General features: G+C 67.6%; 10 protein-coding genes and 1 tRNA gene. 3 read left to right on the top strand and 8 right to left on the bottom strand.

Features of this window, described 5'->3' with window-relative positions; all coding sequences use genetic code 11:
* Window positions 1–3: 3 nt before the first annotated feature.
* The 7 genes from HZS55_RS10280 to HZS55_RS10250 form a co-directional block, all read right to left on the bottom strand.
* On the bottom strand, window positions 4–3,222 hold the full coding sequence (locus HZS55_RS10280) for an adenosylcobalamin-dependent ribonucleoside-diphosphate reductase (RefSeq protein ID WP_179911584.1): 3,219 nt from the start codon (window positions 3,220–3,222) through the stop codon (window positions 4–6).
* An 829-nt stretch (window positions 3,223–4,051) separates the two neighbouring features.
* A tRNA-Ala gene (locus tag HZS55_RS10275) sits at window positions 4,052–4,123 on the bottom strand.
* 122 nt (window positions 4,124–4,245) lie between these two features.
* Window positions 4,246–4,554 (bottom strand): 30S ribosomal protein S10, encoded by a 309-nt coding sequence (gene rpsJ / locus HZS55_RS10270; protein WP_006885248.1) that lies wholly within the window; start codon window positions 4,552–4,554, stop codon window positions 4,246–4,248.
* Window positions 4,555–4,557: 3 nt separating this feature from the next.
* Window positions 4,558–5,826: a translation elongation factor EF-1 subunit alpha gene (gene tuf / locus HZS55_RS10265; RefSeq protein WP_179911583.1), complete on the bottom strand. Its 1,269-nt coding sequence runs from the start codon at window positions 5,824–5,826 to the stop codon at window positions 4,558–4,560.
* A gap of 164 nt (window positions 5,827–5,990) precedes the next feature.
* Window positions 5,991–7,277, bottom strand: coding sequence for a hydroxymethylglutaryl-CoA reductase, degradative (locus HZS55_RS10260; RefSeq protein WP_179911582.1), 1,287 nt, complete (start codon window positions 7,275–7,277; stop codon window positions 5,991–5,993).
* Window positions 7,278–7,352: 75 nt separating this feature from the next.
* On the bottom strand, window positions 7,353–8,309 hold the full coding sequence (locus HZS55_RS10255) for a homoserine dehydrogenase (protein WP_179911581.1): 957 nt from the start codon (window positions 8,307–8,309) through the stop codon (window positions 7,353–7,355).
* Window positions 8,306–8,839, bottom strand: a complete 534-nt coding sequence (locus HZS55_RS10250; RefSeq protein WP_179911580.1) for an amino acid-binding protein — start codon at window positions 8,837–8,839, stop codon at window positions 8,306–8,308. Before HZS55_RS10250 ends, HZS55_RS10255 begins: the two co-directional genes overlap by 4 nt.
* Before the next feature lie 182 nt (window positions 8,840–9,021).
* Between HZS55_RS10250 and HZS55_RS10245 the strand changes: the two genes are divergently transcribed.
* From HZS55_RS10245 to HZS55_RS10235, 3 genes are read left to right on the top strand one after another with little or no spacing between them, the layout of a single operon-like run.
* Window positions 9,022–10,263, top strand: a complete 1,242-nt coding sequence (locus HZS55_RS10245; RefSeq protein WP_179911579.1) for a hypothetical protein — start codon at window positions 9,022–9,024, stop codon at window positions 10,261–10,263.
* Window positions 10,264–10,290: 27 nt separating this feature from the next.
* The gene (locus tag HZS55_RS10240; protein ID WP_179911578.1) at window positions 10,291–11,361 is read left to right on the top strand and encodes an ABC transporter permease; all 1,071 of its coding nucleotides are present in this window, start codon (window positions 10,291–10,293) and stop codon (window positions 11,359–11,361) included.
* Complete coding sequence (locus HZS55_RS10235; protein WP_179911577.1) at window positions 11,354–12,046, top strand: ATP-binding cassette domain-containing protein; 693 nt, start codon at window positions 11,354–11,356, stop codon at window positions 12,044–12,046. The genes HZS55_RS10240 and HZS55_RS10235 overlap by 8 nt, the downstream gene beginning before the upstream one ends.
* Before the next feature lie 172 nt (window positions 12,047–12,218).
* Here HZS55_RS10235 and HZS55_RS10230 read toward each other — a convergent pair whose 3' ends face one another.
* Window positions 12,219–14,408 carry an elongation factor EF-2 gene (locus tag HZS55_RS10230; protein WP_179911576.1) on the bottom strand — a complete coding sequence of 730 codons (2,190 nt, stop codon included), beginning with the start codon at window positions 14,406–14,408 and terminating at the stop codon, window positions 12,219–12,221.
* Window positions 14,409–14,808 lie beyond the last annotated feature (400 nt).

Below are 14,808 nucleotides of genomic sequence, written 5' to 3'. Positions count from 1 at the left end.
ACCTCAGCACTCCGACCAGCCGCAGGACTCGCAGGTCTTGCAGCCTTCGGAGTAGTACAGCGACAGCGACGAGCACTCCGGACACTCCGGGCTCTCGCCGGCGTCGATCAGCTCCTGCTGGTCGCCCTCGGCGGCCTGTCCCGCCTCGGGACCGGGCTCGCCCGCGTCGCCGCCGGGCGCGGCGCCCATCGAGACGGACGCCCCGCCATCCGTCTCCGGTTCGGTGGCGCCGACGTCCTGGTTCGGGTTACTGCCGTCCTCGCTCGCGGTTTCACCGCTCGCGCCGTCCGAGGCGCGTCGCGCCTCGCGCTCCTCGGCGGTCTCCTCCAGCGTCGCCTGCTGGGGGTAGCCCTTGTCGATCTCGTCGTCGAGATAGCGACGCAGGGCGGTGCCGATGGCGTCCGGGATGGACTGGATCTGCTCGCCCTTGTCCCAGGCGACCTTCGGGCTGCGGATGCCCTGCAGCTCGTCGGCGATCTCGTGGGGGTCGACGCCCGCGCGCAGCGCCGTCGAGATGGTCTTGGCGAGCGCCTCGGTGAACGAAGCCGTGAACCCGCCGGAGTTGCCGATGTTGGCGAACAGCTCGAACGGGCGCTCGGCCTCGGGGTCCTCGTTGATGTTGACGTAGAGCTTCCCGTAGCCGGTGTCGATGCGCTGGGTGACGCCGTGGAGGACGTCGGGACGGGAGCGCTTCTGGGCGTAGTCGGGGCGCTCGCCGTCGGCGGCCGAGAGGATGCCCGATACCTCGGTGTCGATTGCCGCCTGAACCGCATCTTCTTCGAGGAACGCGTCGAAGCCGCCGAAGACCTCCTCGATCTGGGCGATGACCTCGTCGGCGTCCATGTCGGCGAACTCCGCGTTCTGGGCGCGCGTCGTCAGCACCTGCTTCGAACGGGTGCCGTCGCGGTAGTAGGTGACGCCCTTGCCGCCGTGGTCGTAGATGTACTCGAAGACATCGGCGGCGTCCTCGACGGTGGAGTCGTTGGGGGCGTTCACGGTTTTGGAGATTGCGGAGTCGACGCCCTCCTGGCAGGCGACCTGGATGCCAGCGTGCTGCTTGGCGGAGAGGTCGCCGGTGGTGACGAACAGCTCACCGACCGCGTCCGGAACCGTCGAGAGACCGGTGACGCCGTCGAACTCGTTGTTGGCCATCTGGTCCTGGGCCTCCTGCTTGACGGCGTCGACGTCGATGTCGTTCTCCTCCAGCACGCGCAGGAAGTAGTCGTCGAACTCGACGAGCATCTCGTCGCCCTGCACGTCGTCGGAGACGTTCTTGTAGTAGGCGACGTTGTAGATGGGCTCGCAGCCGCCGGTGGTGTTGCCGACCATCGAAGTCGTGCCCGTCGGCGCGATGGTCGTCGTGTTGTGGTTGCGAAGCGCGAAGCCCTCGGCCCACTCGTCGGCGTCGAGACCGGTCTGCTTCTCGAACCACTCGCGGTACTCGGTGGGGTTCGCGTACTTGGAGTTGTCCCACTCCTCGAAGCTCCCCCGCTCGGCGGCGAGATCGTGGCTGGCCCGCTTCGAGCCGTGGTTGATGTGGCGCATCAGCTGGCGGGCGACCTCGTTGGACACGTCGTCGCCGTAGCGCATGCCCAGCTGGATGTACAGCTGCGCCAGGCCCATGACGCCCAGGCCGATCTTGCGCATCTCCCGGACGGTCTCCTCGATCTTCGGTACCGGGAAGTCCGACATCGTGACCACGTTCTCGAGGAACCGGGTCCCCATCTCGATGCGGTGGTCGAACGCCTCGAAGTCGATGGCCTCCTGCAGGAACGCGTCGACCGCGTCCTCCAGCGAGTCGTACTCGTCGGCGTGCGCCTCCGACCAGACGCGCCAGTCCGGCGCGTCCGTCGCTGCGAGCGTCGAGAGGTTGATGTGGCCGAGGTTACACGCCTCGTACTCCTCGAGGGGCTGCTCGCCGCAGGGGTTCGTCGCGAGGATGCGGTGGTCCGGGTGTTCCTCGACGTCGAACGAGTGCTCCTTGTTGATCCGTTCGAGATAGACGACGCCCGGTTCGCCGTTCTCGTGGGCGCCGTCGACGATGCGCTCCCAGACCTTCCGGGCCGGCACCGACAGGACCTCGCCGACCTCGACGTGGTCGCCGAGGTCGAACATCTCGTACAGCTCCTTCGTCTCCGCGGTCGCGACGTGGGGTTCCTCGGTCCGCGGGTTGGTGAAGGTGAACTCCTCGTCGGCCTTGACCGCGTCCATGAAGTCGTCGGTGATCCCGACGGAGATGTTGAAGTTAGAGAGGTGGCCCTCAACGGCGTTGCGGAGGTGTTTGGGCACCTTGCCGTCGTCGTCGATGAGCTCCCGGGCCTCCTCCAGCGCGTCGGCGAACGAGTTGTGCGTGAAGTCGTCCGGGTCGTTCAGGCGCAGGGTGTGCGCCAGGGAGACGTCCTTGTTCTTCGCGTGGATGAACTGGATCACGTCCGGATGGGAGACGCGCATGACCCCCATCTGGGCGCCCCGACGGGCGCCGCCCTGGGCGATGGTCTCGCACATCTGGTCGAACGTGCGCATGAACGTGATCGGGCCGGACGCGATACCGCCGGTCGACCCGACGGCGTCCCCGTACGGTCGCAGCCGCCAGAAGGCGTAGCCCATGCCGCCGCCGGACTGGAAGACTTCGGCGGCCTCCTTGGCGGTCTGGTGGATGTTCGTGATGTCGTCCTCGGGCGAGTCGACGAAACAGGCCGACAGCTGCTGGAGCTCGTCGCCGGCGTTCATCAGCGTCGGCGAGTTCGGCATGAAGGAGAGATCCGCCATCAGCCGCTGGAACTCCTCGGCGGTCTCCTCGACGTGGCTCCGGACCTCGTCGGGCAGCTCCGGGACGACCGTCTCGTAGGCGAACTTGTTGACGTTGTACTGGTCGAGGGTCGTCTCGGCGTCGTCGTCGGCCGTCGTCCCCGTGCCGAAGACCTCCGCGGCGAGCTCGTCGCGGCGCGGGTGGTCGGGCTTGAGCTGGTCGGGCGTGACCGTGACCTCGACACCGCGCTCGTCGGCCTCGTAGACGGCCTCGGCCAGCGCGATGTTCTTCGCGACGCGGACGAACAGGTCCTCCTGCTCCTCGACGAGTTCCCCGTCGGCGTCCTTGCGGAGATAGCGCGCGGGCAGAATGTTGTGGTACGCATTGCCCGTCAAGCGGTCTTCGAGCGTGTTCCCCTCGGTGCGCTTGATCGGCAGGTCGATGTCGCCGACCCCGAGATCGCCGCTACTCATGTGTCGTACCCCTCCCACTGGCGGTTCCAGCGCCGGATCGAGAGCGTGTCCGCTGTGGCCTCATACCTATCATTTGTGACGGAATTTCTGTTTGTATCGGTCCCAAATAACCCTTTGGTTGCGGGAATTTGTCGCGCGCTTCAAGTGTCCGATCGCCGAGCAATCGCGCCGCTACAGGCGTCCCTCGCTATGTATCCGTGCGTTACGTTTCATACGGTGACTCCCTCTTAAACATGGGTGGACCGCGGCGAAAGTAGTTTCGAATCCCCGGAGATCGAGTGATAGCGGCCGGATCTGCAGTGGAAGCGATCGGGGGTTTCGACTGCGGGACTACCTCGGGGCCCCTCCGTGACGAAATACCACGACACACGATCTATGTGTATAATTGATCTTATACAATTGATTGGGCGGGGTTGTAGTCACCCGACTTCGGGAGTCTGCGAACAGGCCGATCTTTTATATAATAATTGTGGTGGTTTTGGCGTCGTGAGACGAGGTACGGGTGGTGACCGTTCCGATGAGATCGGGAGACGAGATTCCGACGGGGACGCTCCAGTCAAGCTAGCCAGCGCGGTACCGAAGACTTCCGCGCGTGGTGCGAGTGGATCGACGACAACTATTGACCACCCAGATCAGACTACCGTACGACTCTCGTCTTCGACCGACGACTGGATAGTTCGCAGAGACGAGAAACCGGGATGGACTCGCGGGGATTTGAACGAAGGAAGACGGTCGCCTCGCTTCGCTCGGCGCTGCGACTTCCAGGCTCAAATCCCCGCTCAGACAAACAAAATTGCGTCGCTCGCGAGTTTGCGAGCGACAGCAATTATGGACTCGCGGGGATTTGAACCCCGGGCCTCTTCCTTGCGAAGGAAGCGATCTGCCACTGATCTACGAGCCCGCGTATATCGCTCGCAGCGCGGAGGGGATAAGTCCTGCGCGTGAGAGCGGCTTCGGCAATCGGTCACACGGTCGCGCCGTCGGGCGACCGGGCGACGGCGGTGGCCGGCGCCACCGTCCCCTCTAGTCCTCGAGGACGATCTCGATGGAGACGTCGTTCGGGACCTGGATCCGCATCAGCTGGCGCAGCGCGCGTTCGTCGGCGTCGATGTCGATGAGCCGCTTGTGGACGCGCATCTCCCAGTGCTCCCACGTCGCCGTTCCCTCGCCGTCGGGGGACTTGCGCGTGGGGACCTCGAGCGTCTTGGTCGGGAGCGGGATCGGCCCCGACAGCTCGACGCCGGTCTTGTTGGCGATGTCGTTGACCTCGCCGCAGATCGAGTCGAGGTCTTCGGGACTGGTGCCGGCCAGCCTGACGCGTGCTTGCTGCATGAGTTACTCGCGCTCGTTGACGGACATGACCTGCCCGGCCGCGATGGTCTGACCCATGTCGCGGATGGCGAAGCTCCCCAGCTCGGGAATCTCGTTGGCCGACTCGATGCTGAGCGGCTTCTGCGGGCGGATGGTGACGACGGCGGCGTCGCCGTTCTGGATGAAGTCCGGGTTCTCCTCCTCGGCCTCGCCCGTCGCGGGGTCGATCTTCTGGTCGATGGACTCGATGGTACACGCGACCTGCGACGTGTGGGCGTGGAAGACCGGGGTGTAGCCGGCCGTGATGACCGACGGGTGCTGCATCACGACGATGCGAGCCTGGAAGGTCTCGGCGACCGACGGCGGGTCGTCGGCGGGACCACAGACGTCGCCACGGCGGATGTCGTCCTGACCGATGCCGCGGACGTTGAACCCGACGTTGTCACCGGGGCCGGCCTGGGGCACCTCTTCGTGGTGCATCTCGATGGTCTTGACCTCGCCACCGACGTCCGAGGGCTGGAAGCTCACGTTGTCGCCCGTGTTGAGCATGCCCGTCTCGACGCGTCCGACCGGGACGGTCCCGATACCGGAGATGGTGTAGACGTCCTGGATCGGGAGGCGCAGCGGCGCGTCCGTCGGCGGCTCCGGCTCGGGCAGCGCGTTGAGCGCCTCGAGCAGGATCTCGCCGTCGTACCAATCGGTGTTCTCGGACTCGCTGGCGATGTTGTCGCCCTCGAATGCCGAGACCGGGATGAACTTCGCGTTCTCCGTGTCGAAGCGGACCTGGTTGAGCAGGTCGGTGACTTCGTCGACGGCTTCGTGGTAGCGGCCTTCCTCGTAGTCGACGAGGTCCATCTTGTTGATGGCGACGATCATCTCGCCGATGCCCAGCGTGCGGGCCAGGAAGACGTGCTCCTGGGTCTGGGGCTGGACGCCGTCGTCCGCGGCGACCACGAGCACGGCGTTGTCCGCCTGCGAGGCGCCCGTGATCATGTTCTTGACGAAGTCGCGGTGGCCCGGACAGTCGACGATGGTGAAGAAGTACTCGTCGGTGTCGAACTCCTGGTGGGCGATGTCGATGGTGACACCGCGCTCTCGCTCCTCGGCGAGGTTGTCCATGACGTAGGCGAACTCGAAGCCGCCCTTGCCCTTCTCCTCGGCCTCTTCCTTGTGCTGCTCGATTACGTGCTCGGGGACGCTGCCCGTCTCGTAGAGCAGTCGTCCGACGAGTGTGCTCTTCCCGTGGTCAACGTGGCCGATGATGGCCAGGTTCTGGTGCGGTTTGTCGCTCATTGGTGTATCTCACGCGCAGAGGCGCTATGTGGGAATCCTTTGGCGGTTAGTGTTAAAACCATTTCGATAGCGACTCCACACGATCCCGCCGCCGTCTTGCGATTTGGCAACTGCTCCCACGGATCACGGGCGTGCGGGAAGCGGACGGTCCGAACAGGTGGTCGTCACTGCAACTCGGCGACCAGTTCACGGGCGCGGCTCTCCCGCACGTCCTCCTCGGCGACCATGCGGGCCGCGACCTCCGCGACCAGTCGCGCCGGGGCGCCGGCCTGCCGGGCGACGTTCTCGGCGTGGAGTTTCATATGGCCGGCCTGGATACCCTCGTCGACGAGCGCGCGCAGGCTCGCCAGGTTCTCCGCGAGACCGAGCGCGGCGACGACCCGGGCGAACTCGTCGGCCCCCTCGATGTCGAGGATATCCATCGCCGCCCGACCGGCGGGATGGACCGCGCTCGCACCGCCGACGGTCCCGACCTGGACCGGGAGTTCGATGCTGCAGATCAGGTCCCCGTCGTCGCCGACCTCGTAAGTCGTCAGCGGACCGTACCCCTCCCGTGCGGCATACGCGTGTGCGCCCGCTTCGAGCGCACGCCAGTCGTTGCACGTCGCGACCGCGAGCGCGTCGACGGCGTTCATGATCCCCTTGTTGTGGGTGGCCGCCCGGTACGGGTCGCCCGCGGCGAACGCCCACGCCTCGACGATGCGCTCGCGGACGGTCACGCCGCCGATCCCGCTCGATTCCTCGGGGTCGTCTCCGCTGTCGACGAGCGCGTCGGGATCAACACGACACCTCGCGCGTGCGAGCCGGCAGTCGGCCAGGTTCGACAGGACCCGCAACGAGACGCGGCCGCCGGCCGCGTCGGACACGACCGGAGCCACGGCTTCGCACATCGTGTTCACCGCGTTCGCACCCATCGCGTCGCGGACGTCGACGAGCAGGTGGACGACGACCATCTCGCCGGCCGGCGTGTCGACGACGCGCGCGGTCACGGTCTCGCACCCGCCGCCGTGGCTGACGAGGACGCCCTGGTCGTTGGCGACGGCGGCGATCTCCTCGGCGCGTTCGAGGATTCGAAGCCGTGCGGCGGTCGGGTCGGCCACGTCCGCGACCTGAACCTGACCGGTCATGTACGGCCCGTCCGTATCGGTCGTGAACCCTCCAGTCGAACGCGCCAGGAGCGCGCCCTTCGAGGCCGCGGCGACCACGCTCGACTCCTCGACGGCCATCGGCACCAGCACGTCCTCGTCGTCGACAACGAAGTTCGTCGCGACGCTCAACGGGTAGGAGACGCTGCCGACGACGTTCTCGCTCAGCCCGTCGACCGTCTCGCCGACCGCGCCGTCGGCGTCGAGCGCGTCGACGGCGTCGGCGTCGAGGTCACACCGGTTCGCCACCGTCGACAGTCGCTCGGAACGGTCTCGGGCGTAGAATCCCGGGATCCGCGAGTTCATGTCCGCCAGAACAGACGGGTCCGCATAGGGCGTTTCGGTCCCACAGAGTCACACGGCGAGACCGAGAGCCCTCGGCTATCGCTCGGGCAGCCGTCCCACGTCGGCCAGCACCGCGCTCGCGGTCTCGGGCCCGCCCGCGCCGCGCCCGGAGATGTTGAGTTGCCCGGCGTGCTCGGTCTCCAGCTGGACGATGTTCTCGGTGCCCGTCACGGCGAGCGTGCCGTTGGCGGGGACGAGCCGCGGGCCGACGCGCACCCTGCCCTGCGGCGTGACTTCGCCGATGAGCCGGACGGTGCGGCCGTCCTCGGTCGCCAGGTCGAGCGCGCTCCCGGGGATCTCCTCGATTCCCTGCACCGCTGCGTCCTCGAGGGTGTACTCGCGGCCGTTCCCCGCGAGGACGTTCGCGACGATGACGCACTTCAGCGCGGCGTCGGTCCCCTCCACGTCGAAGGCGGGGTCGGCCTCGGCGACGCCCAGATCCTGGGCCTCCGCGAGGACGTGCTCGTAGTCCAGTCCCTCGGCGGCCATCCGCGTCAGGATGAAGTTCGCGGTCCCGTTGAGGACGCCGCGGGCGGCCGTGATGTGGTCGGAGTCGAAGTCGGCGATCGTCGAGAGGACCGGCATCGCGCCGCCGACGGTCGCCTCGAACAGCACCTCGCCGTTGCTCTCGCGTTCGAGTTCGCGCACGTCGGCGTAGCGCTCGGCGACCGGTCCCTTGTTGGCGAGGACGACGTGTCGGTCCCGTTCGAGCGCGGTTCGGACGTGGCCGAAGCCGGGCTGGGCGTCGCCGAGCGTCGTCGGCGTCGCCTCGACGAGAACGTCGTACTCGCCGTCCAGCGCGGCCTCGGGGTCGTCGCTCCCGACGGCGCCGTCGGTCCGCTTTGACTCCAGCGCGGTCGCCACGTCGATCCCCTCGGGGTCGACGGCGGCCGACGAGGAGTCGGCCAGCGCGGTGACGGTGTGGCCGTAGTCCGCGGCCAGATCCGCGACCGAGGCGCCGACGGCGCCGGCGCCCAGGACTGCGAGTCTCACGCCGCATCACCCACCGTGAGCGGCTCGACCAGACGCAGGTCCTTCGCCGCGGCGATGTCCCGCAGGGCCGCCAGCGTCGAGTCGGCCTCCCCCTCCTCGGTGGCCAGCCGCAGGCGCGCGCTCGACACGTCTTCCGTCCCCTCGGGTGCCGACAGCGAGAGGTCGGTCACCGTGGCGTCGGTCGTCTCGCGGATGCGCGAGAGGGTGTGTGAGAGGTCGCTGTCGACGATGTGGCCGGAGACGACGATCGTCAGCGACTCGCTGTAGTGTTGCGTGCCGGCCTGGATGACGTTGATGCCGGCCTCGCGGAGCGCGTCGACGATCTCGTCGAAGCGCTCGGGGGTCGCCTCCAGGTCGACCTCGACGGGGATGTGGCCCCGCGGGGTGAGATTCCCCCGTTCGTGGAAGATCGAGAGGAGGTTCCCGCCGTTGTCGGCGATCGGGTGCAGCGCCCGCAGGAGCTCGCCCGGCTCGTCGACGAGTTCGAGCCGAACTGTGTATGCGCGTACCTCGTCGGTCGAGTCGCTCATCGCCCGATCACCTCCCTGGTGCGCTCGCGTGCGCTCATTAGGGGAGACTCACAGGGGGCGGCTATATCAATCCGGCCATTCCGGTCGTCGGATCGGCCCTCGCGACGGACCGCCGGACGGCCGCGGGGCTCGTCGCCGAAACCGACACTTATTACTGACATGTTCGAGTAGGGGAAGACGGAATGCCCTCCATACCGACAGGCACGATTAGCAGCACAGCGGCCAAGGCGGTCGTCGTCGTCGCGTTCCTCGCGGTCGGCGGCGTCGCCGCGGCACAGATGGGCGCTCTCGACGGCGTCACGGATTCGCAGGATTCGGCCCTGCTCGAACCGGTGCCCGACGGCGTCGACAGCGTCGCCGTCTTCGACGCGAGCGTCATCGAGTCCGACACGGCCGAGCGCCTCTACGCGACGGGGTACAACGCCACGGCCGGCTCGATCAACACCACGGATCCGGGCGAGGCCAACGAGACCGACGACGAGATGGCCAACGAGACCGACGGCGAGATGGTCTCCACGACTTCGCCCGCCGAGATGATCCCGGCGAACCTGACGGGCGCGCTCGACGAGGTCGAAAACGAGAGCGGGCTCGACGCGCGCGCGGCCGAGCAGGTCATCGTCTACAGCCAGCGACAGGCGAACTTCACGTCGCCGCCCTACCAGGGCGCCATCGTCGAGGCCGACTGGGACAAATCCGACGTGGTCGACGCGGTCTCGGAGAACACCAACCGGTCGTACCGTAACACGACCGTCGACGGTGTGACCGTCTACAAGCCCGAGCCGCAGGAGGAGGAAGACAACGTCACGAGCTTCGGGCCGCCCGAGCCCGACCAGTGGGTCGCAGTCCTCGACGAGAACGAGTACGTCTTCGGCACCGAGCAGGCCGTCGCCGACGCCGTCGACGTCGAGGCCGGCAACGCCGAACCCGTCGACGGCGACCTCCGCCGCGCGTTCGACGACACCCGCGACGGCTACTTCCGGTACGCCCAGAGCTCCCAGAACGTCAACGTCACGCAGATCAACCGGACGATGGGCCAGTCCACAGGCCTGAACGTCACCGCGTACGCCGAGGCCTACAACGACCTCCACATCACCTCGGGGACCTACTACATCACCGAGGACGGCGAGGCCCTCGGCACCGAGTCGCGCATCCTGACGAACTCCACGGACACCGCCCGGGACGTGACGGACCTCGCGCAGGGGTTCATCTCCATCCAGGCGGGCGCCATCCAGAACGAGACCCTGGAGACCGAGCTCCGCGAGACCGACGTGACCCGTGACGGTACGACGGTGACCGTCTCGCGGGAGACGGACATCGAGACCGCCGAGACGCTCATCCGCTGGTACGGTTCGATCCTGACCGGCGGCCAGAGTTCGACGGCGACCGGCGTCGCGACGGGATCGACCGCAGCAGGGATCGCTTAAGGCGACCCCCCGTCTCACTGTTCTCGAATGGACGCACCGCTCCTCCAGAAGGAACTGTTCTGGCTCCGCCGCAACTGGCGAGCCGTCGCCGTCGTCTTCCTGCTCGCGCCCGCGCTGTTCGGTGTCGCCACGACCTCCTTCGACCGGACCGTCCCCCAGGACGTGCCGGTCGCGGTCGTGCCCGCCGACGACGCCGTGACGGAAGACGAACTGCAGGCCGTCGCCGGGCTCGCGCAGACGGTCTCGGCCCCGCGGAGCTACGACTCGACCGACGCCGCGCGGACCGCGCTCCGTCGGGAGCGGGTGTACGGCGTCCTCACGGTCGACCACGGGCTCTACGAGAGCGGTGCGAACGCCACCCTCTCGCTGGCCGTCGACGGCGGGATGGTGACCTACGTCGACCCGTCGCTGGCGGTGACGGGGACGCTCCGCGACCGCGCGGGCGTGTTCCCGTCAACGGTCACCGTCGAGCGGCGGATCGTCGGCCCCCAGCGGACGCTCCCGGAGTTCCTCTTCGCGACCGGGCTCGTCTATCTGCTCGCGATCTACGCGTTCACCTACGTCCCCTACCACCTGGCCCGCGAGCGGCGGGTGTTCGACCGCGTGCGCGTCGAGTCGTCGCTGTGGGCGCTGCTCGCCGCGAAGGCCGCGCTGTTCGCCGCGCTGGGCGCCGCCGCGGTCGCGAGCATGGGACTGGCCGGCGTCGCGCTCGGCTATCGCGTGTCGGTCGCCGACCCCGCGGCGCTCGGCGTCGTCGCGCTGACGGGCGCCGCGCTCGTCGCGGTGAGCCTCGGGGTCACCTTCGCGACCCGGTTCTCCGTCGCCGGCCGGTTCGTCAACGTCGCGCTCCTCGGCGGGATCGTCGCCTTCTCGAACCCCGTCTACCCCACCGGGTTCTTCTCGGCGGCCCGCCGGAGTATCGCCGGCTGGAGTCCGGTGTACCACGCGACGGTCGTCGTCCGCGCCGTCGCGCTGAAGGACCTCTCCCCCGGGCTGTTCGCCGACCGCTTGCTCCTGCTCGGCGGCGTCGCCGCGGCGGCGGGCTGCTGGCTCGCGGCGACCGTCTTCGTCTACGAACGGAGGGGTCGCGATGGCTGACCCCGACGGAACGGCCGACCGCGAGGGCGCCCGCGAGATCCGCCTCGACGGCGTGGTCCGGCGCTACGACGGCGTCACCGCGCTCGCCGGGGTCGACCTGCGGATCGAGGCCGGCGACCTGCACGCGCTGGTCGGCCCGAACGGCTCCGGGAAGTCGACGCTGCTGTCGCTCGTGCTCGGCCTCGACCGGCCGACTTCGGGAACGATCGCCCGTCCGGAAGGGCGGATCGGCTGTGGCTTCCAGACGCCGAGCGTCTACCCCGACCTGACCGTCGACGAGAACCTGCGGGTGTTCGCCGCGATGGGCGAGGCCGGCGACGACTGGCTCGCCAGCGTCCGCTCGGGCCTCGAACTGGACGAGGTACGCGACCGCGTCGTCGCCGACCTCTCCGGCGGGTATCAGCGCCTGGTCGACGTGGCGCTGGCGTTCGTCCGCCGCCCCGCGTTCGTCCTGCTCGACGAACCGCTGGACGAACTCGACGACGCCGCCCGCGAGCGCGTCGTCGCGTTCGTCGCCGATTACTGCGAGGGCGACCGGACCGTGGTCGTCTCGACGCATCACCTCGACGCCTTCGGCCCGTCGCTCGACCGGCTGACCGTCCTCGCCGACGGCGACGTGCGCTTCGACGAGCGCGTCGACGGGAGCGACGACTACCGCGCGATCTATCGCGACCTGGTCGAGTGACACCCGGCGGCCGTTCGAACGCTCGCGAGGTCCGCTTGGATCGCGAGAGAGATACCTAACCCCCGCGACACGGACTGTTCCTGCGGCGAGTCACCGAGCCGACGCGGAGACGCGCGACGAGCCGTCGGCTCGCGGGGAAGACCGAGCGGCGAAAAGACGGAGACGAGACGGCTTAGAAGTAGCCGATCGCTTCGTGGAGTTCCTGCTTCATGCCCTTGCGCTCTCGGATCTCCATGATCGTCTCGCGCTGGAGGTTGTCGGCCATGACCTGGAAGCCGGCGTTCTCGGTGTTCCAGGAGGCGCGGCCCTCCGTGGCGCTGCGGATGTCGCTGGAGAAGCCGATCATCTCGTCGACGGGCGCGACGCCCTCGACGACCATCAGATCGCCTTCCTGGTACATGTCGTCGACGCGGCCACGACGACCCTGGATCTCGCCCGAGGCGGCGCCCATGTGGTCGTTGGGCACGTCGATGCGGACCTCCTGGATCGGCTCCAGCAGGCGCACCTCGGCGTCGATGAGGGCGTTGTGGATGGCCTGGCGGGTCGCCGGGATGACCTGGGCCGGGCCGCGGTGGATGGCGTCCTCGTGGAGCCGGGCGTCGTGGAGACGGATGAGCGAGCCCTGAACCGGCTCGGCGGCGAGCGGGCCGTCGTTGAGCGCCTCTTCCATCCCTTCGAGGACCAGCTCCATCGTCTCGTTGAGGTGCTGGATACCCTTCGTGTCGTCGATGATGACGTTCGTGTTGTGGATGTGCTCGACGTTCTGGGAGGTGTCCTTGTCCATGCCGGCGTCCTGGAGCGCCTCGCGGCGTTCCAGTTCGGGCATGTCCATGGAGGCCTCGCCGTGCTGGATGGCCTCGACGATGTCCTCGTCGAGCGGCGTCACGGTGATGTAGAAGCGGTTGTGACGGTTCGGGGAGATACCCTCGACCTCGCGGGAGTCGCCCTGTGGCGCCTCGCGGAAGACGACGATCGGTTCGCCGGTGTTGATCGGGATGCCCTGGTTGCGCTCGATGCGCTGACCGATGACTTCGAGGTGGAGCTCACCCTGGCCGGAGATGAGGTGCTCGCCGGTGTCCTCGTTGATCTCGATCTGGATGGTCGGGTCCTCCTTGGCGACCTGCTGGAGCGTCTCGATGAGCTTCGGCAGGTCGTCCATGTTCTGGGCCTCGACGGACTTCGTGATGACCGGCTCCGAGATGTGCTCGATGGACTCGAACGGCGTCATCTCGACCGAGGAGACCGTCGAGCCGGCGATAGCGTCCTTGAGACCGGTGACGGCGGCGATGTTCCCGGCGGGGACGCGGTCGACTTCCTGGCGCTCGCCGCCCATGTAGATACCGACGGACTGGACGCGGTTCTTGCCCGCGGTCCCGGAGACGTAGAGTTCCTGGCCCTTCTCGAGCGTGCCCGAGAAGACGCGTCCGGCGGCGATCTCGCCGGCGTGGGGGTCGATCCCGATGTCGGTGACCATCAGGACGACCTCGCCCTCCTCGTCGACCAACTGCATCGTCTCTGCCACGTCGGAGTCGGCGTCGCCGCGCCAGATGCGCGGGATACGACGGGGCTGAGCGTCGATGGGGTTCGGGAAGTGCTCACAGACCATGTCGAGGACGACGTCCGACAGGGGCGTCCGGTCGTGGAGCTCCTGGCGCTTGTCCGCGCGTTCGAGCTCCATGATCTCGCCGAAGTCCATGCCCGTCCGCTGCATCGAGGGCATCGAGACGCCCCACTTGTACAGCGCGGACCCGAAGCCGACGGTGCCTTCCTCGACGCCGACCGTCCAGTCCTCGTCGATGTCGTCCATCTCCTCGGTCATGCCGCGGATGAGCTCGTTCACGTCGCGGATGACGGCCAGGAGTCGTTCCTGCATCTCCTCGGGCCCCTCCTGGAGCTCGGAGATGAGGCGGTCGACCTTGTTGATGAACAGGGTCGGCTTGACGCCCTCGCGGAGCGCCTGTCGCAGCACCGTCTCGGTCTGGGGCATCGCGCCCTCGACGGCGTCGACGACCACGAGCGCGCCGTCGACGGCGCGCATCGCGCGTGTCACGTCCCCGCCGAAGTCGACGTGGCCCGGCGTGTCGATGAGGTTGATGAGGTGGTTCGTGTCCTCGTACTCGTGGGTCATCGAGACGTTCGCGGCGTCGATAGTGATGCCGCGCTCCTGCTCGTCCTCCTCGGTGTCCATCGCGAGCTGTTCGCCCGCGGTGTCGTCGGAGATCATGCCCGCACCGGCGAGCAGGTTGTCCGTCAGCGTCGTCTTCCCGTGGTCGACGTGCGCCGCGATGGCGATATTCCGGATGTTCTCCGGCTTGTCCATCAGTGTCTCGCATTCCTGTACGATTTTCTTACGTCGGCCCATTATACGGCACTCTATCAATGGGGGCGTCAAAAGGGTGCTGTTTCGAATTTCGTGCGATAGTAAGGAGCACGAAATTCGAAGGTCGGCAGACGGCGACGACAGGGAGCCGTCTGGCGGTGTTTCCATTCGCGTGCGATAGACTGGGGCACAGGATCCGGAACGTACTGGCCGGCGCTCGCTGGAGCGCGCTTTCATGCGCACGACGACATCGTGCGAGGGATGACTAAGCGACCACCGGGAGCGAAGGAATCGGCTGGGGAGGTGTGTGGCCGTCTGCGGTGTCGTGCAGTCGCGGAGTGGAATGAAAGGGGCGGTCATCTGCACGAACCTCAACGACGGTGAGCCGAGCGGAGCAAGGCGAACGCTGGGAAAACGAGTTCTCCCCAAACAAGGACCACAG

The organism is Halosimplex rubrum, from assembly GCF_013415885.1.
In the GTDB taxonomy this organism is placed as follows: domain Archaea; phylum Halobacteriota; class Halobacteria; order Halobacteriales; family Haloarculaceae; genus Halosimplex; species Halosimplex rubrum.
This window is presented reverse-complemented; position numbering and strand designations above follow the sequence as displayed.